The sequence below is a fragment of the Paraburkholderia aromaticivorans genome, assembly GCF_002278075.1.
Lineage (GTDB): Bacteria > Pseudomonadota > Gammaproteobacteria > Burkholderiales > Burkholderiaceae > Paraburkholderia > Paraburkholderia aromaticivorans.
Map to the genome: position 1 here is coordinate 1,859,125 of NZ_CP022990.1, position 23,491 is coordinate 1,882,615.

At 64.2% G+C, this 23,491-nt stretch carries 25 protein-coding genes and 3 pseudogenes; 12 read left to right on the top strand and 16 right to left on the bottom strand.

Annotated features, from left to right (window positions below; translation table 11 throughout):
- Window positions 1-12: 12 nt before the first annotated feature.
- From CJU94_RS28010 to CJU94_RS42440, 3 pseudogenes are all read right to left on the bottom strand, one after another.
- Window positions 13-2,088, bottom strand: a pseudogene (locus tag CJU94_RS28010) (xanthine dehydrogenase family protein molybdopterin-binding subunit).
- Window positions 2,089-2,463, bottom strand: a pseudogene (locus CJU94_RS28015) ((2Fe-2S)-binding protein); the annotation flags it as partial. It abuts the pseudogene before it with no gap.
- Window positions 2,464-2,513: 50 nt separating this feature from the next.
- Window positions 2,514-2,708, bottom strand: a pseudogene (locus CJU94_RS42440) (LysR substrate-binding domain-containing protein); the annotation flags it as partial.
- 94 nt (window positions 2,709-2,802) lie between these two features.
- On the opposite strand from CJU94_RS42440, the gene CJU94_RS28025 reads away from it, so the two are divergent.
- Window positions 2,803-3,111: a hypothetical protein gene (locus CJU94_RS28025; RefSeq protein WP_244221095.1), complete on the top strand. Its 309-nt coding sequence runs from the start codon at window positions 2,803-2,805 to the stop codon at window positions 3,109-3,111.
- Between the two features lie 156 nt (window positions 3,112-3,267).
- Here the strand turns inward: CJU94_RS28025 and thrS are convergent, their stop codons facing one another.
- On the bottom strand, window positions 3,268-4,482 hold the full coding sequence (thrS, locus tag CJU94_RS28030) for a threonine--tRNA ligase (RefSeq protein ID WP_095421862.1): 1,215 nt from the start codon (window positions 4,480-4,482) through the stop codon (window positions 3,268-3,270).
- A gap of 402 nt (window positions 4,483-4,884) precedes the next feature.
- Between thrS and CJU94_RS28035 the strand changes: the two genes are divergently transcribed.
- A complete protein-coding gene (locus tag CJU94_RS28035; protein WP_095421863.1) occupies window positions 4,885-5,370 on the top strand; it encodes a GNAT family N-acetyltransferase in 486 nt (161 codons plus the stop codon).
- Between the two features lie 120 nt (window positions 5,371-5,490).
- Here CJU94_RS28035 and CJU94_RS28040 read toward each other — a convergent pair whose 3' ends face one another.
- Entirely contained in the window at window positions 5,491-6,078 is a 588-nt protein-coding gene (locus tag CJU94_RS28040) for a flavin reductase family protein (RefSeq protein ID WP_095421864.1), read from the bottom strand.
- 212 nt (window positions 6,079-6,290) lie between these two features.
- On the opposite strand from CJU94_RS28040, the gene CJU94_RS28045 reads away from it, so the two are divergent.
- Entirely contained in the window at window positions 6,291-7,097 is an 807-nt protein-coding gene (locus CJU94_RS28045; protein ID WP_095421865.1) for an aminoglycoside phosphotransferase family protein, read from the top strand.
- Between the two features lie 46 nt (window positions 7,098-7,143).
- On the opposite strand, the gene CJU94_RS28050 is transcribed toward CJU94_RS28045, so the two are convergent.
- Together CJU94_RS28050 and pdxR are read right to left on the bottom strand one after the other, a co-directional pair.
- The gene (locus tag CJU94_RS28050) at window positions 7,144-7,476 is read right to left on the bottom strand and encodes a hypothetical protein (protein WP_095422830.1); all 333 of its coding nucleotides are present in this window, start codon (window positions 7,474-7,476) and stop codon (window positions 7,144-7,146) included.
- 245 nt (window positions 7,477-7,721) lie between these two features.
- Window positions 7,722-9,245: a MocR-like pyridoxine biosynthesis transcription factor PdxR gene (gene pdxR / locus CJU94_RS28055; protein ID WP_095421866.1), complete on the bottom strand. Its 1,524-nt coding sequence runs from the start codon at window positions 9,243-9,245 to the stop codon at window positions 7,722-7,724.
- Window positions 9,246-9,353: 108 nt separating this feature from the next.
- Here pdxR and CJU94_RS28060 point away from each other — a divergent pair, with 108 nt between their 5' ends.
- Window positions 9,354-10,094 (top strand): GNAT family N-acetyltransferase, encoded by a 741-nt coding sequence (locus tag CJU94_RS28060; RefSeq protein WP_095421867.1) that lies wholly within the window; start codon window positions 9,354-9,356, stop codon window positions 10,092-10,094.
- Between the two features lie 70 nt (window positions 10,095-10,164).
- Here the strand turns inward: CJU94_RS28060 and CJU94_RS28065 are convergent, their stop codons facing one another.
- Complete coding sequence (locus CJU94_RS28065; protein ID WP_095421868.1) at window positions 10,165-10,701, bottom strand: GNAT family N-acetyltransferase; 537 nt, start codon at window positions 10,699-10,701, stop codon at window positions 10,165-10,167.
- 240 nt (window positions 10,702-10,941) lie between these two features.
- Between CJU94_RS28065 and CJU94_RS28070 the strand changes: the two genes are divergently transcribed.
- Window positions 10,942-11,610, top strand: coding sequence for a VC0807 family protein (locus tag CJU94_RS28070; RefSeq protein WP_095421869.1), 669 nt, complete (start codon window positions 10,942-10,944; stop codon window positions 11,608-11,610).
- A gap of 9 nt (window positions 11,611-11,619) precedes the next feature.
- Here CJU94_RS28070 and CJU94_RS28075 read toward each other — a convergent pair whose 3' ends face one another.
- Entirely contained in the window at window positions 11,620-12,486 is an 867-nt protein-coding gene (locus tag CJU94_RS28075; RefSeq protein WP_095421870.1) for a LysR family transcriptional regulator, read from the bottom strand.
- Between the two features lie 124 nt (window positions 12,487-12,610).
- On the opposite strand from CJU94_RS28075, the gene CJU94_RS28080 reads away from it, so the two are divergent.
- The 7 genes from CJU94_RS28080 (at window position 12,611) to CJU94_RS28110 (ending at window position 18,258) form a co-directional block, all read left to right on the top strand.
- Window positions 12,611-13,555, top strand: a complete 945-nt coding sequence (locus CJU94_RS28080) for an AEC family transporter (RefSeq protein WP_095422831.1) — start codon at window positions 12,611-12,613, stop codon at window positions 13,553-13,555.
- Between the two features lie 118 nt (window positions 13,556-13,673).
- Complete coding sequence (locus CJU94_RS28085; protein ID WP_095421871.1) at window positions 13,674-14,504, top strand: AraC family transcriptional regulator; 831 nt, start codon at window positions 13,674-13,676, stop codon at window positions 14,502-14,504.
- A gap of 206 nt (window positions 14,505-14,710) precedes the next feature.
- A complete protein-coding gene (locus tag CJU94_RS28090; protein ID WP_095421872.1) occupies window positions 14,711-15,676 on the top strand; it encodes a quinone oxidoreductase family protein in 966 nt (321 codons plus the stop codon).
- 78 nt (window positions 15,677-15,754) lie between these two features.
- Complete coding sequence (locus CJU94_RS28095) at window positions 15,755-15,931, top strand: DUF1427 family protein (protein ID WP_095421873.1); 177 nt, start codon at window positions 15,755-15,757, stop codon at window positions 15,929-15,931.
- A gap of 192 nt (window positions 15,932-16,123) precedes the next feature.
- Window positions 16,124-16,702 (top strand): DUF4337 domain-containing protein, encoded by a 579-nt coding sequence (locus CJU94_RS28100; protein ID WP_095421874.1) that lies wholly within the window; start codon window positions 16,124-16,126, stop codon window positions 16,700-16,702.
- Between the two features lie 61 nt (window positions 16,703-16,763).
- Window positions 16,764-17,381, top strand: coding sequence for a LysE family translocator (locus CJU94_RS28105; protein ID WP_095421875.1), 618 nt, complete (start codon window positions 16,764-16,766; stop codon window positions 17,379-17,381).
- 184 nt (window positions 17,382-17,565) lie between these two features.
- Entirely contained in the window at window positions 17,566-18,258 is a 693-nt protein-coding gene (locus CJU94_RS28110) for a class I SAM-dependent methyltransferase (RefSeq protein WP_095421876.1), read from the top strand.
- Between the two features lie 36 nt (window positions 18,259-18,294).
- Here the strand turns inward: CJU94_RS28110 and CJU94_RS28115 are convergent, their stop codons facing one another.
- The 7 genes from CJU94_RS28115 to CJU94_RS28145 all read right to left on the bottom strand — a co-directional run bounded on the left by CJU94_RS28115 (window position 18,295) and on the right by CJU94_RS28145 (window position 23,359).
- A complete protein-coding gene (locus CJU94_RS28115) occupies window positions 18,295-19,569 on the bottom strand; it encodes an RNA polymerase sigma factor (RefSeq protein ID WP_095421877.1) in 1,275 nt (424 codons plus the stop codon).
- 3 nt (window positions 19,570-19,572) lie between these two features.
- Complete coding sequence (locus tag CJU94_RS28120; RefSeq protein ID WP_095421878.1) at window positions 19,573-19,980, bottom strand: VOC family protein; 408 nt, start codon at window positions 19,978-19,980, stop codon at window positions 19,573-19,575.
- Window positions 19,981-20,101: 121 nt separating this feature from the next.
- Window positions 20,102-20,515: a YciI family protein gene (locus CJU94_RS28125; RefSeq protein ID WP_095421879.1), complete on the bottom strand. Its 414-nt coding sequence runs from the start codon at window positions 20,513-20,515 to the stop codon at window positions 20,102-20,104.
- A gap of 147 nt (window positions 20,516-20,662) precedes the next feature.
- A complete protein-coding gene (locus tag CJU94_RS28130; protein ID WP_095421880.1) occupies window positions 20,663-21,016 on the bottom strand; it encodes a YciI family protein in 354 nt (117 codons plus the stop codon).
- Window positions 21,017-21,269: 253 nt separating this feature from the next.
- Entirely contained in the window at window positions 21,270-21,743 is a 474-nt protein-coding gene (locus tag CJU94_RS28135; RefSeq protein WP_095421881.1) for a hypothetical protein, read from the bottom strand.
- A gap of 873 nt (window positions 21,744-22,616) precedes the next feature.
- Window positions 22,617-22,889 (bottom strand): DUF1488 family protein, encoded by a 273-nt coding sequence (locus CJU94_RS28140; RefSeq protein WP_095421882.1) that lies wholly within the window; start codon window positions 22,887-22,889, stop codon window positions 22,617-22,619.
- A 113-nt stretch (window positions 22,890-23,002) separates the two neighbouring features.
- Window positions 23,003-23,359: a hypothetical protein gene (locus CJU94_RS28145; RefSeq protein WP_244221002.1), complete on the bottom strand. Its 357-nt coding sequence runs from the start codon at window positions 23,357-23,359 to the stop codon at window positions 23,003-23,005.
- Window positions 23,360-23,491 lie beyond the last annotated feature (132 nt).

The window sequence follows — 23,491 nt, forward strand, 5'->3', positions numbered from 1 at the left end:
ACCGCCTCGAGCCTACGCTTTCCGGCCCACTTTCTCCAACTCGAACGGCGTATCGCGCAACCGCTTCCCCGTCGGCCTGAACACCGCATTGGCAACCGCCGGCGCCTCCGCAGGACTCGACAACTCTCCTACGCCACCCGGTTTCGACGTATCCCCCTGCACAATCAGAACGTCGAGCTCGGGCATATCGCTCATCCGGATGACACGGTAAGTATCGAAGTTCTTCTGCTCCACCTGCCCATGCCGAATATCAACGCGATCCGCCGTCGCATGCCCGAGCCCCCACATCAACCCGCCGTCAAACTGTTCTTCGACACCACCGGGCGAAACAGCCAACCCGCAATCCGCAACACAGGTGAGTTTCTCGACCACAATCCCATCGCCCTTCCGAACCACCCGCACCACGACCGCAACATAACTGCTATATGCCTGGTCTTCGCCACGCCCAAGGCAGTCCCAGCAGGCAGCGCGTTCCCCCAGCCCGCCCGCTTTGCCGCCTCCCGCAAAACAGCCTGATGCCTCGGATCCTTCATATGCGCGAGCCGAAACTCAATCGGATCGCGACGCCCCGCATGCGCAGCCTCATCCATAAACGACTCGACCGCAAACGCATTCGGTATATAGCTCACCGCCCGCAACTGCAACGTCGTCAAATTCCCGCGCGAATCGAGCACCGCCTTCGCTCGATGAAAACTCGCCGAGTGGTAATAAAGCGCACGCATGTCATCTTCACGGCTATTCATCAACTTGACCGGCTTCCCGACTTTCAGCGCGAGCCACGTCACTTCAAAGAGCCAGTACTTCGACTCACGCGACCCAAAGCTGCCGCCTGAAACAAGCTCATGCAGCACGACACGATTCGCCGGAATACCGCCGATCACCTCAGCCGCCTTCTGCACCGCCGACGGCACTTGCAGCCCACCCCAATACTCGATCGAACCGTCCTTCCTCGCCCACGCAGTCACGTTAATCGGCTCGAGCGGACACTGCGCCTTATAAGGCATCGAATAGGCCGCCTCGATCACCCGCGCCCCGTGCGGAAACGCAGTCTTCACATCCCCACTCTGAATAGTCGACACCACCCGCGTCGCGGGATCATCGAGCCACGCCGCCTGACGCGCAGCAAGCGTGCTGCTGTCGAAAGTTTCAAGCGGACTGTCGTCCCATTGCACACGCAATGCCGCCTGCCCCTTATGCGCGGACCAATAATCATCGGCCAGCACAGCAACGCCCGCCTGATTGCCGCCGAGAATGTCGGGCCGCCCTGGAATCTGCAACACCTGTCGCACGCCCGGCACGGCCAACGCGGCTTTGGCATCCACGCTGCGCACGCGTGCATCGATCACCGGCGCACGCGTGCCGACCGCGACCAGCATGCCCGGCAACGACACGTCGATGCCGTACGGAAACGCGCCCCTCGCCTTCTCCGCGGCGCCGCGTTTCTTCAGCAATTTGCCGATGTATTTGAACTGCGACGGATCTCTCAACATGACGTCTTTCGCCGCAGGCATTTGCGCGGCGACCTGCGCAAGCGACCATAGTTCGCGCGCTTGCCGTTGGCCTCATTGACCACGAAGCCGTTCTCGGTCGCACACGTCGACGGCGCCACCTTCCATAGCTTTGCCGCAGCGGCAATCAACATGGCGCGCGCCGTCGCACCCGCACGCCGCAAGCGCTCGTATTCCAACGAGACACTCGTACTCCCGCCCGTCGAATAGACTTTCCACAACGGATGAAGGTAGTCGCCGTAAAACGGATTCTCCGGTGTGATCACATCGACGCGAAACGGATCGACATCCAACTCTTCCGCGACCAGCGCAGCGAGCGCGGTACGCGTCCCCGTTCCGGAGTCGTGTTTATGGACGACGAGCTTGATCGTATCGTCGGGTAGCACGCGCACCCACGCATTCGGTTCGAATTCACCGGCCTCGGTTTGGGGTCGCCGCTTGGGTTATCAGCGTTGGCGAGCGCTTCAGGCAACTGGAAGCCGATCGCGAGCCCCGAAGCCAACAGCGCCGAACTCTGTTTGATGAAGCGACGGCGCGCGGCGCCGCGAGCGCTGGTCAGCGCTTCTTTGTCGTGGCGCATTCAAGCCTCCTCGTTCGTAGCGAGAAACGAGCAGGCGGCCGCGCAAGCAGGCGTCTCCACAGCCGCCAACGCCCCATCACCCGACGCCGCCCGCTTGATCGCCTTGCGAATTCGCGAGTACGTGCCGCATCGACAGATGTTGCCCGACATCGCGGCCGTGATGGTTTCATCGTTGACGGTCGGCTTGTCCTTGAGAAACGAGGCCGCCTGCATCAACTGACCGGACTGGCAGTAGCCGCATTGCGGCACATCCTCGGCGACCCACGCGAGTTGCAACAGATGCCGCCCGTCCTTCGACAATCCCTCGATCGTCGTGATGCGTTTGCCGGCCACCGCGGCAATCGGCAGCAAACAGGAGCGCACCGCCTCGCCTTCCCGTTGATCGACGTGATCCGCGGACTGGTCGCACGAACTGACAGCGCGCGTTAGTCCGTACTGGCCGCCACTTCCCGCACAGTATCGAGAAAGAGCGACAGCACCGGCGAAGGCGCCTCCGCACTATAGCGCGCGTGCAGCGACACCTCGGGACAAGGCGCCGCCACCGGCACGACCGCGACACCGCCCGTCGACAATTGCCGCGCAGAAGAAGGCAGCAACGCCACGCCCAGCGCGTGATCGACGCGCGGTCCTGCGTCATCTATCTGGGCTGGGTGAATACCCACCACCGAAGCGACCGGCATTCCCGCAACGACCTCGGCGCTGGCGCTCAACGAGATCTTCGGAAAGACCGAAGTAAAACGCTTCGGCCTGGTATCACCTTATACCGACGATGTTCAAGAGCGGATCATGCGCAACTACGCGAAGCTCGATATTGAATGCGTGGCGGAACGGCATTTGAGCCTGCAGGATAATTTCAGCTTTGCTGAAATGCCCGACACCCAGCTCGCGATCATGATGCGCGAGACCGGCGCGGTGACGCCTTCTGTACGAATCTGCATGCGGCGCATCTGGTGCGCGCGTTTGAGATGGCGACGGATATTCCTGCGTATGACACGGTGGCGACGGTGGTGTGGAAGGCGCTGAGATTGCTGGACGCGGATATGAAGCCGTTGATGAACTGGGGGCGCTTGTTTGGGGAATTGCGCTAGTTTCCGCCTTCGAGCCAGAGTGCCGCGTCGCCTTGCGCGAGAGTGACGGGCTGAAGGGCGCAGTCCGATGCGCCCTTCAGCCACCGCCGGGTCAAAGCATCGAAGCCACCGCGGGCGGCCGCGCGGCGAGCCTCAAATGCTCGACACCGTCGGCGAATGAAAACGTGGGCTGACGCCCATCGCGCATGCGAATGCTGATCGTCCGATCCCGCTCGTCACGCGAGCCCACCACGACCAGAATCGGCACCTGCTTTTCCCGCGCGTCGACGATCTTCTTCTCCAGCCGCTCTGGCCGGCTGTCCAGCACTGCCCTGACACCGGCAGCGTCGAGCGCCCGCATGACCTCCTGCGCATAAGACAGATTCGCATCGCTAATCGTCGCCACCGCGACCTGCTCCGGAGCCAGCCATACCGGCAACCGTCCCTCGTGATGTTCGAGCAGCATCGCGATGAATCGCTCCATGCTGCCAAGCACCGCGTGATGGATCATCACCGGCCGCTCGCGCTCGTTACGCTCGTTGACGAACTCAGCGTCGAGCCGCTCGGGCAGCACGAAGTCGAGCTGAATCGTGCCGCATTGCCAGCTGCGCGCGCGGGTGTCTATCAAATGGAACTCGAGTTTCGGCCCGTAAAAAGCACCCTCGCCTTCGACCACATCGAACTCCAATCCGGCCGCGCGCGCAGCGTTCGCCAATGCGTCCTCCGCGCGATCCCACGTTTCGTCGCTGCCTGCGCGCATCGCCGGGCGCGTCGCGAGCGCGACCTTGAACTCGGGAAAACCGAGGTCCGCGTAGACCGCACGCAATAGCGTGCAGAACCGGCCCACTTCCGATTGGATATGCGTTGGCATGCAGAACACGTGCGCATCGTCCTGCACGAAAGCGCGCGTGCGCTTGAGTCCTTCGAGCGAGCCCGAAGGTTCATCGCGATGACAGGCGCCGAACTCGCTATAACGCACCGGCAACTCGCGATAAGAGCGCACGCGCTGATTGAAAACCTGCACATGACAGGGGCAGCTCATCGGTTTAAGGCAGAGCGCGCGGCCTTCTTCCGCGTCGGCCAGCGAATACATCGCCGCGCCGAACTTCTCCCAATGCCCGCTCTTTTCCCATAACGATCGCGCCAGCAATTGCGGCGTGCGAATCTCGCGAAAGCCCGCGCGACGCATGCGGGCACGCACATAATCTTCGAGCACGCGATACAGCTCCCAGCCGCGCGGGTGCCAGAAGACCATGCCGGCGCCTTCTTCCTGCTGATGGAAGAGGTCGAGTTTATTGCCTAATACACGATGGTCGATGTCGTTCACGACTTGCTCCGTTTGATCGGTTAGCACTGGTGGATGCCGCAAACGGAGGACCAGAAACGCCAAAGGCCCCGTCCGTTTCCGGCGGGGCCTTTGGTGGGTTTGCCACTGCTTCTTGCTGCTAGCGCGTGCAACCTCCAGACGACCCGCCTGCGAAGGTGGTCGTCGTGGTGGTGACGGCAGCGAAGGGAATCGAGTGGAAGTCCATGGATCCACATTAAACGATCTGGCGAGGATGCGTCAATCGCATTCTCGACATGCTCCGGGCCGAACAGCACGATAAGCACGTTGAGCACGTTGTGCACGAACAGCACGTTAAGCGATACGATGCATGTCTGATCCGAAGCCGCCGCGCCTTCGCGACACTCGGGTCTGCAACTCAACCGATCAATCGAGCTTCTAACCTTGACTATCCATATCCGTCCCGCACACGCAACCGACGCCGCGTTGATTCTCCGCTTCATCACCGAACTCGCGGTGTACGAAAAGGCGGAGCATGAAGTCGTCGCAACCGTCAACGACATCGAAGCGAGCCTGTTCTCCGCCGGCGCGAGCGCGAAGGCGCTGATCTGCGAAATGAACGGCGAGCCCATTGGCTTTTGTGTCTACTTTTTTTCCTATTCGACCTGGCTCGGCAAACAAGGGCTTTATCTGGAAGACCTGTATGTGTCGCCAGCATCGCGCGGCAGCGGCGCGGGCAAACAGATGCTGCGCCACCTCGCGCGCATTGCCCGCGACGCCGGTTGCGGCCGCTTCGAGTGGAGCGTGCTCGACTGGAACGAACCGGCAATCGGCTTCTATGAGTCGATCGGCGCGAGCGCGCAAAGCGAATGGGTGCGCTATCGGTTGGCGGGAAATGCGCTGAAGATGTTTGCAGCGGGCGACGCGTAAGCGACGGTACGCGAATACGCACGCCCGACGGCTACGCTTTCATGCGTCCTGAGCTCGTCGCGCTACTGGAACTGAAGGTGGGCAAGTTCCTTCGCAGCCAGTAGTGGCGCGCGCCAGGCCTCACTCGTTCGCCGCGCCATTCGCCACGGCGTCCACCTCGAATGCGTCGCCCGTGGCAAAGAAAGTCCCGCCGGCCACGTAGTGACAGGTGCGCAAATCCGGATCGTCGCCAAAGTGCCAGCGGTTGTTCGAGTACACGCGGCTGTCCGCATAAGCCGCAACAACTTCGCCGATAATCAGATCGTGGCGCTGACTATCGTCCGGAATCACCTTGCACTCCATCCACGTGATGCAACCCGCGAGCATGGGCACGTCGATGTGTTGCGCGGGGAACGTCTCCAGCTCGAAGGCGGAGAACTTGTCGAGTTCGGTACCTGCGTTCGTGCCCACCGCCAGCGTTTGTGCAGCGAAGCCACGGCTCGGCAGTTGCAGACCGAACACCCCGCTTGCGTCGATCAGTTGCCGCGTGAGCGTGCGGCTATCCACCACCACGACCACTTTCGGCGGGTTGAAGTCGAGCGGCATTGCCCAGGAGGCCGCCATCACGTTCGAGCGGCCGCCGTGCGCGCTGGTGATGATCGTGACCGGTCCATGATTGAGTAACTGCGTGGCCCGCGGCAAAGCCACGGGTTCTCGGATGACTGTCATACCTGAATTCCGCGTCGAATGAATGAGGGCGATTGTAGCGTCGCCGCTCGATGTGCGCTGCGCGTGCCGTGCCCCGTCTATCCAGGCGAGAATGAAACACTATCGAACTTGTTGGAGAGACCGTGCGCGCCGTCCGCCCGAATACCGCTGACAACGGCATCGCCGTCTTCGACGAAGCAATTCGCGCCGCCGCGCTCGCGAGGTGACGCCAGATGTTTACCGAGTACATCGTCAAGTGGGATCTGCGGCAGGACGGCGAACCGATTCGCACGCACAGCAGCCGGCTACTGCCCGTGCGCCACCACGGCGCGCCGGCGATGCTTAAAGTCGCACTGGAACCGGAAGAGAAATTCGGTGCGCGGTTGATGGTGTGGTGGGAGGGCGAAGGCGCGGCCCGCGTACTCGCACACGATGCAGACGCAATCCTGCTCGAGCGCGCGCAAAGCAGCCATGCGCTGGCGGACATGGCTCGCACCGGCAACAGCGATGCCGACAACCGCGCGATCGACGTTCTCTGCGCCACCGCCGCGCGGCTCCACGCGCCGCGAAGCAAACCGCTGCCGGAACTGATCGGCTTGCCGCGCTGGTTCGCGAGCCTGTGGCCTGCTGCGCAGAACCACGGCGGTTGGTTGCAGGACAGCGCGGCCGTCGCCCGAGCCCTCCTTGCCGCGCCACAGGACCCCGTGGTGTTGCACGGCGACATCCATCACGGCAACGTACTCGATTTCGGCCCACGCGGCTGGCTGGCCATCGACCCCAAAGGTCTCTACGGCGAGCGCGGATTCGACTACGCGAACATTTTCTGCAATCCGGACGACGCGTCGGCGTCGAGAGCGGGATGGTTCGAGCGTCGCGTCGAACGGGTTGCGCGAATGGCCGGGCTCGACCGGCGCCGTTTGCTGCAATGGATCCTGGCGTGGTCCGGATTGTCCGCAGCGTGGATTCTCGAAACGGGCGAATTGCCCGGCATCGATAGGGAAATCGGCAGATTGGCTGCCGAGGCGCTCGGACGCGCCTAAGGCAGATCAGGGCGGCAACTCACGAGCCGCCGCCCGGGGACGTCCATCAGTGGGGCGCTTTGCCGTTGGGCACGGCGTCCAGTGGTTTGTGCTGTTCTTCGCCGAGTCCAGGGAAGAACGCGTTCCATGCGGCGCGCACGCCTTGGGCGGCGGTGGCCTCGGCGCCGATCGACTCGGCCTCGCCATCGGCGGCTTTCGATGGATCGGCGGACAAGCCGCGCCAGTGTGTAAACACCAGCAGCGGTTTCTCGGTCCATATGCCGTCGCCGAACTTCGCAAAAGCCGTGTCCCCGCTCGTCAATTGCACCTCGTACCAGCCTTCACGGACGGGCGTGTGGGCCGCAAGCTCAAACCACGCGGTCGGTTCGATTTCCTTCATGTCGTCTCCATTCGGATAAATCGTCATAAATAACCACAACAAAGGCATTCTTCATGCCCGGGCCAGCAGCGGCCCGGCCAGCGCACGCCCTGCAAAAGCCCTCGCAGGCAGTACGTTCGGGCCATGTTGCAGTGCGGCGCGTGCGGCATGATTTGCGTGCGATCCGACGAATTCATCCACGCCGAAATCGCCTCGCATAAGCAACACGATAGCGCGACATGGGCCACGCGGACAAACGCAAAAAGCTACGCGCGAAGCGTCGCGGCCGAGGCCATGGTGGACCGGCGCTTCGACTTGCCGTCCAGCTCGGCCGCGAGCCCGGCCAGCACGCGGATAGCGGGCGCCAGTTGCTCCGCGGGCGTGCTGCCGTACCCGATCACCAGCCCGTTCGTCTCCGCGCGCGGCTGCAACGCGAAGCCCGACAGCGCGCGCGGATTGAGTCCTTTGGCAAGCGCGCGCTCAGCGAGCGCTCGATCGTCGATGGGCGCCGGCAAGCGCAGCGTCAAATGCATGCCGCAATTGCCGCCGAGGATTTGCAACGGCGCGAAATGCACGGTGAGCGCGTCGCGCAACGCCTGCTGGCGCTCACGATACAGGCGCCGCATGCGCCCCAGATGCCGCCCGAACTCCCCGCTCTCGATGAAATGCGCAAGCGCCAGTTGCTCCAGCCGGTGCCCGCCGCGCAACATTTCCTGCAAAGCGACAGCGGTATGCGCGGCGATCGGGCGCGGCAACACCACGAAGCCGATGCGCAGCGCGGGAAACATCGTCTTGCTGAACGAGCCGACGTATAAAACCGGCGCATCCTCGAGCAGCCCCTGCATGCTGGCGATCGGCTCGCCGGTGTGACGGAATTCGCCGTCGTAGTCGTCCTCGATCAGCCACGCGCCGCTCTGCCGCGCCTGCGCAATCAGTTCCAGACGGCGCGCCACCGAGAGCACCGAACCTGTCGGATACTGGTGCGCGGGCGACGTGTAGATCAGCTTGGGCGGCCGCGTGCGCCACGCGTCGACCGGCACCGCCATCCCTTCGGAGTCGACGGGCATCGGCACCGTGCTCAGGTCGCCCTGGTTGAAGGCGGCCTTCGCGCCGCGATAACCGGGATCTTCGACCCACGCGAGGTCGCCCGGATTGGTGAAGAGTCGCACGCACAGGTTCAGCGCCTCCTGCGCGCCCTCGGTAATCACCACCTGCGAGCCATCGCAGCGCACCCCGCGCGCCATGCGCAAATGCGTGGCGATTGCGTCGCGCAACGCCGGCTCGCCCGCCGGCGTACCGTAGCCGAGCGCGAGGGGCAACGCGCGCTCCATCGAGCGTTCGAGCGCGCGCCGCCACGCGGTCACCGGAAAGCGGTCCAGCGCGGGCGTGCCGGGGGTCAGCGGCAAGGTGTTGTCCGCATGGGTTAGCGTGGCCGCGAATTGCCCGACGCGCGTCGCATAGGTCACATCCGGCGCGGCCGGGTTTGCGCGCGGCGCGCCCCTCGCAGACGAGCTGGAGAGCGGGCTCACCCGGGTGCCTTTCTTGTCGGCGACCACATAGCCGACCGCGGCCAGATGCTCGTAAGCGATCACCACCGTGTTGCGCGACACACCCATTTCCGCCGCGAGCAGGCGCGACGACGGCAGCAGCGATCCCGCCGGCAAGCGCCCCGCGAGAATCGCCTGCTGCAGGCGCTCGATCAATTGTTTTTGCAGCGGCTGCGGCTTCGGAACGCCGCCGGCAATGGCCGATGCAAGCGGGCTGGCGAGCGGGCCAATGATCTCGATCATTGCGGCTGGACCTATCAAATGAGTTTGCGATGGATCTTTTGAACATACCACGTTTGCCGTATCGTTCTCCATCAACGACGATCATTCGTAACCGACAGGAGAAGAGCCATGGAACCCAGACGCAACGCGTTCGAGCAGCCGATCGGCGCCCCCGTGCCGGGCTGGAACGGCGCTCAGGCGCCAGGCCGCGAGCCGCTGGTAGGCCACTATTGCCGGATCGAGCCGGTGGACGTGGAGCGTCACGCCGAGGACTTGTACGAGGCGTACCGCTCGGCCACCGACGGCCGCGACTGGACCTATCTGACCGTGGGCCCGTTCGAGAGTCTTGCGGCCTATCGCGAGCATCTGACGCGCGCCGCCGCGTCCGCCGATCCGCTGCACTACACGGTCATCGATCTCGCGACCGGCAAGGCGGTCGGCACGCTGGCGCTGATGCGCATCGACCGCGCCAACGGCGTGATCGAAGTGGGCCACGTCACGTATTCCCCGCGGCTAAAGCGCACGCGCATCGCCACCGAGGCAATGTTCCTGCTGATGACGCAGGTGTTCGACAAATTGGGTTATCGGCGCTTCGAATGGAAGTGCGATTCACTGAACGGCCCGTCGCGCGCGGCGGCGCTGCGCTATGGTTTCACGTTCGAGGGGATCTTCCGTCAGGCGATCGTGTATCGCGAACGCAATCGGGACACCGCGTGGTTTTCGGTCATCGACAGCGAATGGCCGGTGCTGCGGCCCAGCTATGTGCGTTGGCTCGATGCCGGCAACTTCGATGCGCAAGGCGGGCAGGTCGAACGGCTGGCGGATCTGATCGCGCAGCAGCGGGCGACAGCGGGCAACGACGCGCAATGAAACGCGTGTCGAGCCGGCCGCCGCGCGGCTGGCCCGGCGCAACCGGCGGCGGCGCCCGCCGCGCGCCGGCTCAGACCCCGTGTGCCGAGCGGCGCAGCACGATGGTCGGCTTGCCTTTGTAAGTGGTGCGAAGTCGCTCGCGATAACCGCATTTGTCGGCAACGCGCAGCGACGGCAGATTTTCCGGCGCGACGATGCAGGCCGTTTCGCCGCCCGGCCACTGCCGGTCGGCCCATTCCAGGGCTGCACGCACGGCTTCGGTTGCGTAGCCCCGGCCATGCACGGCGGGGTCCAATGCCCAGCCGACTTCAGGCGTGCCGATCAACGACGGCTCGATCTCGCGATGGTAGTCGGCAAAGCCGACCTCACCGAGAAACCGGCCGCTCTGCTTGTCCCGTACGACCCAATAGCCATAGCCGAGCATCGCCCAGTGTCCGGCGTAGCGCAGCAGCCGCGCCCATACTTCTTCGCGCGTGAAGGGTTTGCCGCCGATGTAGCGGATCACTTCGGGATCGGACCACATCGCATAGCTATCGAGGAAGTCGTCACGCGTGTGCGGACGCAGTGAGAGGCGCGGGGTGGTGAGGAGCGTGGGACGGGTGGACATTGCGTAAGAGCGGATCGTGGTTGGAGTGGCTCGGCAAGCAGTGCGCTCGATGATCGCAGATTTTTTCTGCGCCAGGGGCCCGGTCAAATTCCTGAGCGCGCGCGCCGCAAGCTATGGCAGGCGACACGACTTCGCCCTACACTCCCCGATACCTCCGCGCAACCGGGTCGGCGCGACAGGCGCGTCGTTGCCAGCTCGCGCCGTTCGCACTGCAATGCCACGCTCACCACCGCTCTGTCGATGAAACTTCGCCTGCGCTATCTCACCGCGCTGATCGTGAACGTCGCCTTGCCCTGGCTCGTCTACCGGCTCGCCTTCCCGCACTGGGGCCACCTCGGCGCGCAGGCTGTCTCGGCGCTGCCGCTGCTCGCGTGGATGAGCCTCGACCTGCTGCGCTATCGCCATTTCGACGCGCTCAGCGCGCTCGTGCTGGTCGGTATCGTGCTCTCCATACTGGCCACGGGCGCCGGCCTCGCCAGCAACACACGGCTGCGCGCAGTCGAAGAGCCCATGGTGTCCGGCATGATCGGCGTGGCGTTCCTGCTATCGCTCGCGCTGCCGCGGCCGTTGGTGTTTTATCTCGCCCGCTCGACCATGTCGCGCGAGGATCCTCGCAGCGTCGAGAGCTTTGAGCGCCATTGGCGCGAACGCCCCACGCTCGTCGCCTATATCCGCCTGATGACGCTCGTGTGGGGCATCGGCATGACGGGCGAGAATGTTCTGCGCAGTCTCGTCGTCTGGCAATGGGCAGACGACCCGCGCTCCGCCATCGCCTCCAACGTGCTGAGGTACGGCGTCTATGCCGGCCTGACGGCCTGGACTTTCTGGTGCCGCCGGCTCATCAAACAGGATGCGCTGCGCTATCCGGACGATAGCGTGAACGAGGCGCCGCCCCTCGCCACTCGATAAGCGCAACCCTCACGTCAGTTCGAGAAAGCGCGCCAGACACGGATTGCGATTCGCCGGCGACCACGCCAACACCTGCTCGATCAGCGGCGCATCGACCAGCGGCCGGAACACCACGCCCGCGAGTTGCGCCTTGCGCATCGACGCCGGCACCAGCGCGACGCCCACGCCTTCGTCGACGAGACTCAGCACCGTTTGCTGCAACTGCACTTCGAAGCGGATGTCGGGTTCGAAGCCTCCCGTGCGGCAATGCTCGACAATCGTCGCGCGCAGAGTGGGGGCCACCTCCTCGGACGCGAGCACGAACGGCTCGCCCGCCAGTTGCGCGATCTTCAGGCGCCGCGCGCGGGCGCGCGGATGGCTGCGCGACAGCGCGACGCACAAAGGCTCACTGAGAATCGTACGCGTGGCGAGCCCCTTGTCCGGCACGTTCGGGAACATGATGGCCGCGTCGATCTGGCCGGTGAGCACCTGCTCGGCGAGATCGTTCGAGACGACTTCACGCAGGTTCAGCGCGACCTCGGGAAACGCGGCACCGAATGCCCGCGCGTAGCCAGGCACGACGTTATACGCCGCGCACATCGTGAAGCCGATGGCGAGCTTGCCCGCGTCGCCATGCGCGGCAGCGTGCGCGTTGCTGACCGCCTGCTCCACGGCGGCGAGAATCGCCTTCGCGTCGGCATAAAAGCGCTCACCCGCGGCGGTCAAGCTGACGCTGCGCGGACTGCGCTCCACCAGCGTCACGCCGATGCTCGCCTCCAGCGCCGCCAGTTGCCGGCTCAGCGGCGGCTGCGACAGGTTCAGACGCGCCGCGGCCCGGCCGAAATGGCGCGTCTCGGCAAGCGTCACGAAGTAGCGCAGCGGCTTGATATCGATCACGATGCACTCGCGCGAAATGACAATGCAAAAAAGGTATTGTCGGGCACAACAAACGGTATTGGATTGTATCAACGGCAGCCACTACGCTGGCGGATCGCCATTCTTTCCCGAAGTCTTCGCGCCGATGTTAGCTACCCTCGAAATCCTGCTTCCCGTCTTCGGCCTGATTTTCGCGGGTTTCGCCTGCCGCCGGCGCAATGTGCTCGGACCGAACTCGGCGTCGGAACTGAACCGCTTCGTGGTCTGGCTGGCGCTGCCGGCGTTGCTGTTCGACATCATGGCGCACGCCACCTGGCAGCAGCTCTATCAACCGGCTTTCGTCGCGACATTTTCGCTTGCTTGCGTCAGCGTGTTCGTGCTGATTCTCGCGATGCGCTTGCTGAGCGGCCGGCATCTCGCCGATGCGAGCGTCGACGCCATCGCGGCCTCGTATCCGAACACCGGCTATATCGGCTTCCCCCTGGGCGTGATCGCCTTCGGCCCGGCCAGCCTGACGCCGACCACCATCGCCACGATCCTCGTCGCGTGCGTGCTGTTCGCGTTCGCGATCGTGCTGATCGAGGTGGGACTGCAGAGCGAGCGCACGCCGCATAAGCTCGCGTTGAAAGTGCTGGGCTCGCTGGCGCGCAATCCGCTGATCGTGTCGCCGATCGTGGGCGTGCTGTTTGCCAGCTTCCATGTGGCATTGCCGGCAAGCGTCGAGACTTTCCTGAAGCTGCTGGGCGGCGCGGCGAGCCCGTGCGCGCTGGTGAGCCTCGCCCTGTTCCTCGCGGAGAAACGCCCGGCTACGGCCGGCACACGTGGCATTGCCTGGTTGCTGACCGGCGTCAAGCTGCTAGTGCAGCCGGCGCTGACGTGGTGGTTCGCGGCGCGCGTGTTCGGCCTCTCGCCCACGCTGGTCGAAATGGCGGTCGTCCTGGCCGCGCTGCCCACCGGCACCGGCCCGTTCATGCTCGCCGAGTTCTACGAACGTGAGGCGCACATCACCTCGCGGACCATCCTGCTCTCGACCGTGGGCTCGATCGCGACCCTGTCGTTGCTGTTGATGTTGATGGGCCATCGGAGCTGAGCGTATCTGATCGCGCCGGCGGCGCGCGAGTATCCGACGGCCCACGCCTCGCGTTATGCTTCGAACACGGACCGACACGGTCCGCGATCTTCTTGCGCGAAGCCCGAACCGACCCGCCGTGCCCAAAGCCCGCCCACCCGAACTTCACGACGACGCCGATGCCCGCTCGCTCGCGCGGCGCTATCCGCGCGGCTTGCGCATCGACCCGCACTCGCATACCTGGGCGCAGGTGCTGTATGCGGTATCGGGCGTGATGTGGGTGGAAGTCGGCCGCGAAGCGCTGGTCGTGCCGCCGCAACGGGCGGTCTGGTTGCCGGCCGGCACGCTGCACTCCATCCACATGATGAGCGAGGTGGAGATGCGCAATCTGTACCTTCACGAGCGCAACGTTGGTCACCTGAGCCGGCGCAGCGATGTGTTCGAGGTGAACGGCCTGTTGCGCGAATTGATCACCTCGATCGCGGAATACGAGGGCACTGGCACGCGCGATCAAACCTATCTCGACGCCGCGTACCGTCTCGCCATGCTCGAACTCGGACACGCGCCGCGCTCGTCGCTGCGCATCGCGCTGCCCGATGCTTCGGACCGGCGGCTCGAGGCGCTGTGCCGCGCGGTGATCGACAACCCGTCGATCGCCATCAGTTTCGAGCAGCATGCGGCTTCGGTTGGAGCAAGCGTGCGGACGCTCGCGCGACTCTTCACGCGGGAACTGGGCGTCGGCTTTGCCGAATGGCGCCGCCAGGTGCAACTGGCGGTCGCCGTCTCCTGGCTCGCCGAAGGGCGGCCGGTGAGCAGCATCGCGCGGGCGCTCGGCTTCCAGCCGAGCAGCTTCAGCGACATGTTCCGCCGCGAGCTGGGCGCGCGCCCAACCGGCTTCGACCCGAGCGGCACGTTGAGCGAAGCGGCTGGCGCCGACCCGCCTGAACCCGCGACAAGCGGCCCGGGCTGATCACTCAGTCCGTGAGCAGACCGCCAGTGCGCCTTGTCCGAAATTCGAAAGTCTTTGTCTTAACGCCTTCTCGCCGGTCATCTAGACTACGCTCCATCCGCTGCGCGAAGCAGCCCGGAATCTAACCGCAAACCAACTGGCGCAAGGCAAGGGAAGGCGCTGAAGCGCCCACTCTGGCCGACCGCTGGCACTGGGAGAGACATACGATGAAAGCCATCCAGTTCAAATCTTTCGGCAGCCCCGAGGTGCTCGAAGTCGTCGATCTGCCAACGCCGCAAGCGGACGCGGATAACGTCGTGGTGCAAGTCAAGGCGGCCTCGGTGAACCCGAGCGACGTCAAGAACGTCTCCGGACATTTCGGCCACACGGTCTTGCCCCGAACGCCGGGGCGCGACTTCAGCGGCGTGGTGGTGGACGGCCCGCCAACCTGGCTCGGCGCGGAAGTGTGGGGCACCGGCGGCGACATCGGCTTCACGCGCGACGGCACGCATGCCGAGTTCATCAAGGTGCCGCTCGCGGCACTGTCGCGCAAGCCCAAAACGCTGAGCCACGCCCAAGCCTCCGCAATCGGGGTGAACTTCGTGGTGGCCTGGCTCGGCACCGTCGAGTACGCGCATCTGGAAGCGGGCGAAACCATCGCGGTGATCGGCGCGGGCGGCGGCGTGGGCGGCGCGGTGGTCCAGATCGCGAAGGCGCGCGGCGCGCGCGTGATCGCCGTGGACCGTCATCCGCTCGACGCGGATACACCTGCGGGCCGACTGATCGACGACTACGTGCCATTCGACGAAAACGTCACCGATCGCTTGAGAACGCTGACCGGCGGCGCGGGCGCGGACGTGGTGTACGACACGGTCGGCGGCGTGGCGTTCGAAACCGCGTTGAGCCTCGTCAAGCGACGCGGCCGCGTGCTGGAAATCAGCGCGACCGGCAAGCGCCGCGTGGAGTTCGATCTGATCGACTTCTATCACAACGAGACGCGATTGCTCGGTGTGGATAGCGCGAAGCTCGGCGTCGCCGACTCGGCGCCCTTGATGACGGCGCTGGTCGAGGGCTTCGAAACCGGCAAGCTGAGCGGGCCGGTCATCGCCCAGGCCTTCCCGCTCGAACGCGCTCGCGAAGCGTACGAAGCCGTCGCCGCCGGCACACGCGGCCGCGTCGTCATCACGATGTAATTGCCGTCGGGACTAGCGGCGCGGCTGCGCGCGGTTCAGCCCGCTTCTCACGTTCCTTTTCACCTCGGTACAACAGTCATGAAAGCGTATCTGATGTCGCTGGCCGTCGGTGTGGCGGTCGGCCTTCTCTACAACGTGCTGCAAGTGAAATCACCCGCGCCGCCGACCGTCGCGCTAGTTGGTCTGCTCGGCATGCTGGGCGGCGAGCATGTGATTCCATGGATCCGCACATGGCTCGCGCCGGGCCTTCATTGACCCGCTTCATGCCGCCGCGCGCCGCTGGCGCCGAGTTCAGCGCGTCGATCAAAAATAGCCGGCGCGCACGCGTCGCTTTTCTCTCCAGGCCGTCGCCTTTTCCCTCACCCGGCATCGCGCGCTAAGATTGAGGCCCGACGGGTCCGCGCGCCGCCCGGAAATGACAAGAAAAGTTTCGCCTCGGAGAATCAGATGCCTGAAGAATACGAAGTACATGGTCCGCACGACCATGCCGTGGAACACGCCGGCCATCACGACGCCGACCCGTTCGCGAGCCGCATGGCCGTGATGACGGCGATCCTCGCGACGATCGGCGCGCTGTGCGCCTATCAGAGCGGCAACAGCGAAAATCTCGCGCTGTACTACAAGAACGAAGCCGCCATCAAAAAGACCGAAGCGTCGAACCAGTGGAACTATTACCAGGCGAAGGGCGAGAAGCAGAACCTCGCCGAGCTCGGCGCGGCGCTGTCCGCCGGCAACACTGACGCGCACGCGAAATTCCTCGCCGACGTCGACAAATACAAGCAGCAGAAAGAGCCGATCCGCGCGAAAGCCGAAGCGATCGAAAAGGAAGTCGTGGATAACGACGCCAGGAGTGAAACGCTCCTGCACGGCCATCATCGCTGGGCCCAAGCGACCACGTTGATCCAGGTGGCGATCGCCCTGTGCGCGATCACGTTGCTGACCCGCAAGAAATGGCTGCGCAATCTTTCGTTCGTGGTGGCGGGAGCGGGCGTCATCACCGGCGCGCTGGCATTATTTTCGGCTTGATGGATGACAAGCCGCGCGGCCCCGATTGCCGGCCGCGCGGCGCCAATGAAGGGAGTGAAGCGTGATCGATGGGTCCGCCGTTCTAGGCGTTTTCTCTGTCTATGTGGCCGGCGTGGTGATCCCCGGTCCGAACTTCGTCGCGGTCGCGCACAAGGCCGCCTCCGCGACGCGAGTCGAAGCGCTCGCGATGGTCGGCGGCATCGTACTGGTCAACCTGTTCTGGGCCAGCTGCGCGATTCTCGGCGTCGGCATCGTGTTCGCGGCTTTTCCATGGCTCGCGCTGGCGGTGAAGGTGGCCGGCGCCGGCTACCTGATCTGGTTCGGCGCACGTCTGATCGCCAACGCATCGGCCGGTAAGCCGACTGCCAGCGTGAAGGCCGCGGCGGGCGGATTTCGCCAGGCGTTCGCGCAAGGCTTCGCCACCAACATCGCAAATCCAAAGTCGGTGGCGTTCTTCGCCGCGGTGTTCTCCTCCGCTGCGCCGGCGCACGTCGGCGTGGGCACGTTTGCCGCGATGCTCGGCATGGTGGGCGTGGTTGCGAGCAGCTGGTACGGATTCGTTGCGCTCACCTTGTCGCATGCGCGCATTGCAATCACCTATCGCCGCCGCAAGGCATGGATCGACCGCGTATGCGGCGGGCTGATCGTCGCGCTGGGTGTGCGTCAGTTGATACGGTAGCTTCGGCGGTCCCTCAACGCGAGACGCGTGTTAATACTGTTTTGCACGCCGTCTCGCCGCGATTGACGGGCATTAAAGAGATAAGCGCCGCGCCCCTTCATGACATAAATTAAGGATGCCGTATTAGTGTCCCGCTTCTTCGGCGGGCACCGCATCCGGCACGATCTGTCATGGAGGAATCGCTGTGAGAGAAACTATTGATCCGTCAGGCGAGGTGACGACCGCCGCCCTCGAAGAAAGCATTCTCCTTCCCCAACTCGGCTGCCCTGCGGGCAAGATCGGCATAGCCGTCGGCGAGATGCTGGAGCAATCGAATCGCGCGGCCATCATAACGTCGTTCGATCTGCTCGATCTGCACGCAAACGAGCGCGTTCTCGAAGTCGGCCTCGGCAACGGCGGCCATATTGCCTACGTGCTCGATCAGGCCGCGCGGTTGCGTTTCACCGGCATCGATCTGTCGCCCACCATGATCGCCGTCGCCCGTTGCCGCAACGCGGCTTTTGTGCGCGACGGCCAGGCGAGGCTCGAAATCGCCGACGTCACCGCCATGTCGTTCGCCGAGGCTTCGTTCGACAAAGCCATCACGATCAACAGCACGTATTTCTGGCCCGACCTGAAGGCCGGTCTGACAGAGATTCGCCGCGTGCTGCGTGAGGACGGCACGCTGGTGATCGCGGCCATCACGCCCGACGCCGCCATCGACATGCCTTTCGCCGAGTACGGCTTCACCGTGCACGACGCCACGGCATTGGAGGCCGCCTGCGTGGCCGCGGGATTCGACCGGATCGGCATTACCCGCTTCGTCGAACCGCTCAGCGACCCGCCGCAAGCATATGGCCCGCGTGAGTTTTATCTGCTGCGGGCGTGCGCCGTCTGACACGGCGTGGAGCGCAAGCGCCATACGCGGCGAGCTTCAATGCGTCATGCCGCGCGCACGCTCGAGCAACAACTCGCGCTCACGCGCATTGCGCGTCATCGCGGCAGCGCGTTCGAATTCGGCACGCGCTTCGTCCACGCGGCCGAGCTTCGCCAGCAGATCGCCGCGCACGCTCGGCAACCAGTGGTAATTCGCGAGAGCGGCGTCGGCTGCCAGCGCGTCGACAATCTCCAGTCCGGCAGCCGGGCCGAACGCCATGCCGACCGCCACCGCGCGATTGAGCTCGACCACCGGCGACGGCGCGACCTGTGAAAGCGCGTCATAGAGCGCGACGATCTGCGCCCAGTCGGTATCCTCCGCGCGGCGCGCCTGGGCATGACAGGCGGCGAGCGCCGCCTGCAGCGCGTATGGACCGCTCGCGCCGCCCAACGCATGCGCGCTGTTGAGCGCGGCGAGTCCGCGACGGATCAGGAGCGGATCCCAGCGGCTGCGATCCTGATCGGGCAGCAACACGGGGCGACCCTGCGCGTCCGTGCGTGCATGCGTGCGCGAGGCCTGAATCTCCATCAGCGCGACGAGGCCATGCACTTCGCTTTCGCCGGGCACGAGACCGCTCAGCACGCGGCCCAGTCGCAGCGCTTCCTCGCATAGCGCCGGACGCATCCAGTCGTCGCCCGCAGTGGCGGAATAGCCTTCGTTGAAAATCAGATAGATGACCTGCAGCACCGATGCGAGCCGCGGCGCGCGCGCCTCCGCCTGAGGTACTTCGAACGGCACCTTGGCCGCCGAGAGCGTGCGCTTGGCCCGCACGATTCGCTGCGCGATGGTCGGCTCCGGCACGAGAAACGCGCGCGCGATTTCGTCCGTGGTGAGGCCGCCGAGCAGACGCAAGGTGAGCGCGACGCGCGCGTCGGTGGACAGCACCGGGTGGCACGCGGTGAACACCAGCCGTAGCAGGTCGTCGCCGATATCGTCGGCGCGGGCGGCGTCGAGCGCATCGACGAAATCGGGCACGAGATGCGCCTCCAGCGCGTCGAGATCGTGCCCCAGCTCCTGATGCTTGCGGGCATGCAGCGCTTCCTGCCGCAAGCGGTCGAGGGCGCGGTTCTTTGCGGTCGCCATCAGCCATGCTCCAGGATTGTCGGGCACGCCCGCGTCGGGCCAATGTTCGAGCGCGGCCACCAAGGCGTCTTGCGCCAGCTCTTCGGCGAGCCCCACGTCGCGCACCATCCGCGCGACGTGAGCGATGACCTTGGCGGATTCGATCCGCCAGACTGCCTCGATGGCACGGTGGGTGGCGGCCGTCGTCACGCCTCAGCCCGCCGCGTTGGCGTTCGGGTCCATGTAGATGAGCTCCCAGATGTGGCCGTCGATATCCTCGAAGCCGTGTCCGTACATGAAACCATAATCCTGCGGCGCGCGCGGTACCGTGCCGCCCGCGGCGAGTGCCTTCGCGACCAGCGCATCCACTGCCTCCCGGCTTTCGCACGACAGGCCCACCAGCGCCTCGGTGCTCTCGTTCGGATCGCACAGCGACTTGCGTGTGAACGACTTGAACAGGTCCTTGACCAGCAGCATGGCGTAGATGTTCTCGCCGAGGATCAGACAGGCCGCCTGCCCGTTCGTGAATTGCGGCTCGAAGTTCAAGCCGATCGCGCTGAAAAAGGCCTTCGACCGTTCGAGGTTGTCCACCGCGAGATTGACGTAGATCTGCTTATGCATGATGGTGTCCGTTGATGAGTTCTTGGCCGGACGGCTTCAGCGCACCTCCGCCGGTGCGTACGGTGCCCGCTTTGCCGCTTTGCCGCCGTGCGCCGCGTTCAGCGGGGCTGCCGTTCCCGCCTCAGCGCTTGCCCGCTTCCAGCTCGCGGAACCGGTCCAATTCGGGACTCGGTTCGAAGTCGTCGAGTTCGTATAACTGACGCACTTCAATTTCGCCGTCGACTTGCTCGCCAAAGGGCGCCGGAAAGCGTCGCGCCCATTCCATGGCTTCTTCACGCGAGCGCACCTGGATCAGCGTATAGCCGGCAAGCAGTTCCTTGGTTTCCGCAAACGGGCCGTCGATCACCGAGCGCTTGGCGCCGCTGTAGCGAATGCGCCAGCCTTTCGAACTCGGTTGCAGGCCGGTGGCGTCGAGCAGCACGCCGGCTTTGGTCAGCTCTTCGTGGTACGCACCCATTGCGGCCATGAGGGACGCTTCCGGCATCTCGCCGGCTTCGCTCGCGGCCGTCGCCTTTACGAGGATCATGAATCGCATCGCCGTGACTCCGTTTCGTTGTGAGAGCGAAAGCCGCGCACCGTGCCAGCCTTCTTACTCACACGACGAGCAACGCGCGGCCGGATCGACATGGCCGCCGATCCACCAGGGAAAACCCCAAGACCATGCCGTCGATGCGCGAATCGTCTAAGCGAAACAAGGCCCGAGCTTGCGGACTTCGACCGTGCACCACGTGGCCGCGGGGCAGGCTTGCGCGATGGCCACGGCTTCTTCGCGCGTATCGCAATTGAGGAGGAAGAACCCGCCGATCATTTCCTTGGCTTCGGCGAACGGACCGTCGAGCAGTTTTGGCTGGCCGTCGCGGACCTGCACGCGCACGGCGTCACTCGAGGAAGTGAGCGACTCGACCGCGACCAGTTTGCCGCGCTCTTTCAGATCGGCGGCGAAACGGACCATCTGGTCATAGACTTCGCGGCCCGCGGCTTCACCGCGTTCAATGCGTTGACTCGGGGGTTCGACGATGAGCAGCATATAAGACATGGCGTCTCCGATTGATCGCGCCGCAGACGTGAACGCCCCGGAAGCTTAAGAGGCAAAAATCGCGCTCGCGGTGGGTTGGCGAAAGGCAGTCTAACAAGCATGAAAGACTCCGGCAAACCCGCTCCGGGTTCGGGGTGACGGGCAATCGGGCGTCTTACGGAGACTCGTAATTTGCGCACGTCAAGCGCGCCTGAAAAAAACGCCCCATGTGGGGCGTTTCATTCTTGCGTACGGACGCAGAAAACCGTACGAATCAGACCGTGGCTTCCGCAATGGCCTGCACCTGCGCGGACCTCATCAATCCTTCGATCATTCTCGCTTCCGCGCTCGCAATCTCGCTCAACGATGCCGCGGACAGTTGCCCGTCGAGAATCGCCAGCGCCGTGCACAAGCGGGCGTATTCGCTGTCTTCCAGGGTCCACGCACCTTCGTCGCGTTCACGCGCGTCGAGCCGAACCATCGCGGCGTGCGCGCTTTCGATGTCCGCAAGCAGGTCCTCGCCGAGGCCCAGCCGCGCAAGCTCCTGCGACACTAGCAAATGCCGGCTCAAGGTCATGTGCAGATCCCGCGAGCCGTGGCCATGCCGGAATGCATCGAGGGCGGTGTAGCCCTGCAGAAGCATCGCCGCGGTGACGGGCTCATGAGCTGTGCGGCTGTAGGTCAGCGCACGCAACAGCGGGGACATGGCCGACTGATTGTGCTTGCGGACTCGCGATTTACTGGACATATCGGTTCAACCTCCTTCTCTAACTCTCGGCTTCGTCACCGGATTTCTTGCGCTCCGCGGTGGCAAACACCGCCGATACGCCGGCGGCTCGACAGGCCCGAATGCGAGTCTGTGCAGCCATCATGGCAAGCAACTATTAAGACAGACTTAAACTACCTCAAGTCCGATTTATATGCAGCACAGCGAGCAGCCGGCCGTTCGATCCCATCCGCAAACGCTGTTCAACGCCCGCATATCGGCCCGAACCCGCCAATTGCAAGTCATGCTGCGCGAGCAGACGAAAAAAAACCCTGTTCCCGCAAGGGAACAGGGTCGGACAGGATGGAACAGTCGTACTCGCGCGTGGATGCTTGTCGACCTTTACCCACCACAAACTAACAGAGTTGCTACTTGAACTACACCTGCTAAAGCCGTCGTTACTCGAACTACCACTGCATTACAGCCGGGCCCTTTGCCTTCAACTTCACCTGGCTGCAACCCCCAGCTGAATCGCGCGCAAATTGCATGGAGCGCGCGCGCCTACATTGCTTCTACTACCTACTGCTTTACTGCCCTGCCGCGTTCGACAACCGCGGCAAACTGCCATCAACGGTACGGTTCAAAACAACGCGGGGGGAAGACCGCGTCGATGGGCTCGGTGATTTGTCGCGCCATGGAAAACAGTGTATGCCCGCACTCGCGAATGCAATTGCGCGAAACGAGGGGAATTGGCAGGCCAGTTTGGCGAATCGGCGTAACGGGCCTATGCAGGCCGTTTTCCTCAGACATGAGCGACGGCGTGTTCGCTGTCGCTCATCGGATTTTCGAAGAAAGTGAAGTTGCACGGCACGACATCGCGCGAGCGGAACGCGCGATGCCGGTCGAGCCTGGTCATCAACCGCGGGCGGCGAAATCGCTGATCGTGAGCAGCACTTTTTCGCCTGGACGCGCCAGCATTTTTCTTTCCGCCACGGCGGTAATACGTTTGCGCCCGTCCGCGAACGTCTTCAATACGCGTTCCTCGCCGGCGTCGCGTTGCAACCAGAAATGCTGTTCCAGGGCCTCACGCGTGACGGCGCACTCGAGGTCCCGTCCTCGCGTCGAAAGCTGGAAAATCACCGCGCGCCCGTCTGCCGAGACGCTTGGTTCAAGCTCGATAATCTCCATAGCCCACCTCGCAAAGTCGTTAAGCCGCTCGCCGTGTTGAACGAACGACACCAGAAGAAACTGAATTCGTACTCGCAGCCACGCGTCGCGCCTTCTCGACTGATCAATGCACGCTAGCGCGCCACGGCCGCGCTCGGCGTGAGTTGAACCATTGTCGCGTGAGCCGGCGCATGCGTCGATAGCGTCGCGGGCGCACGCGTCGATAGAAGCGCAGGACCGCTCAACCAGCGCGGACGTCTCGCGCAGAAATCGTGCAGCAGTGCATTCAACCCTTCCGTCATCGCATGTGTGCCGCGGCGCACGCCTCGCGATGCGGACGCAATCGCGAACCAGGAATGCGGCGGCCGAAGCTCGTGGCAAATGCCGCGCATATCGACAAAGCGCAGACAGCCGGTGTCGGGATAAAAGACGAGCGTCATCGCGTCGCCATCGACCCCGTGCGTGACAATGTGTGGTTTCGTATTCAGCATTTTTCGTTGTTATGCCAGATTGGCGTTGCCTGGCGGTTCGGCTTCGACCACGCCTGCGCCAGCAATTCGCGAATGAGGCAAAAGCAAAGCGCATGCCAAAGGCCACGCAGCGCGTCGGATGAAGCGCGACGA

Coding starts and splice junctions, on each gene's coding strand:
- CJU94_RS28040 (WP_095421864.1), bottom strand. CDS start 6,078: ATGACAGTCATCCGAGAACCCGTGGCTTTGCCGCGGGCCACGCAGTTA.
- CJU94_RS28045 (WP_095421865.1), top strand. CDS start 6,291: ATGTTTACCGAGTACATCGTCAAGTGGGATCTGCGGCAGGACGGCGAA.
- CJU94_RS28050 (WP_095422830.1), bottom strand. CDS start 7,476: ATGAAGGAAATCGAACCGACCGCGTGGTTTGAGCTTGCGGCCCACACG.
- pdxR (WP_095421866.1), bottom strand. CDS start 9,245: ATGATCGAGATCATTGGCCCGCTCGCCAGCCCGCTTGCATCGGCCATT.
- CJU94_RS28060 (WP_095421867.1), top strand. CDS start 9,354: ATGGAACCCAGACGCAACGCGTTCGAGCAGCCGATCGGCGCCCCCGTG.
- CJU94_RS28065 (WP_095421868.1), bottom strand. CDS start 10,701: ATGTCCACCCGTCCCACGCTCCTCACCACCCCGCGCCTCTCACTGCGT.
- CJU94_RS28070 (WP_095421869.1), top strand. CDS start 10,942: ATGAAACTTCGCCTGCGCTATCTCACCGCGCTGATCGTGAACGTCGCC.
- CJU94_RS28080 (WP_095422831.1), top strand. CDS start 12,611: ATGTTAGCTACCCTCGAAATCCTGCTTCCCGTCTTCGGCCTGATTTTC.
- CJU94_RS28090 (WP_095421872.1), top strand. CDS start 14,711: ATGAAAGCCATCCAGTTCAAATCTTTCGGCAGCCCCGAGGTGCTCGAA.
- CJU94_RS28095 (WP_095421873.1), top strand. CDS start 15,755: ATGAAAGCGTATCTGATGTCGCTGGCCGTCGGTGTGGCGGTCGGCCTT.
- CJU94_RS28100 (WP_095421874.1), top strand. CDS start 16,124: ATGCCTGAAGAATACGAAGTACATGGTCCGCACGACCATGCCGTGGAA.
- CJU94_RS28120 (WP_095421878.1), bottom strand. CDS start 19,980: ATGCATAAGCAGATCTACGTCAATCTCGCGGTGGACAACCTCGAACGG.
- CJU94_RS28125 (WP_095421879.1), bottom strand. CDS start 20,515: ATGCGATTCATGATCCTCGTAAAGGCGACGGCCGCGAGCGAAGCCGGC.
- CJU94_RS28130 (WP_095421880.1), bottom strand. CDS start 21,016: ATGTCTTATATGCTGCTCATCGTCGAACCCCCGAGTCAACGCATTGAA.
- CJU94_RS28135 (WP_095421881.1), bottom strand. CDS start 21,743: ATGTCCAGTAAATCGCGAGTCCGCAAGCACAATCAGTCGGCCATGTCC.
- CJU94_RS28140 (WP_095421882.1), bottom strand. CDS start 22,889: ATGGAGATTATCGAGCTTGAACCAAGCGTCTCGGCAGACGGGCGCGCG.
- CJU94_RS28145 (WP_244221002.1), bottom strand. CDS start 23,359: ATGCTGAATACGAAACCACACATTGTCACGCACGGGGTCGATGGCGAC.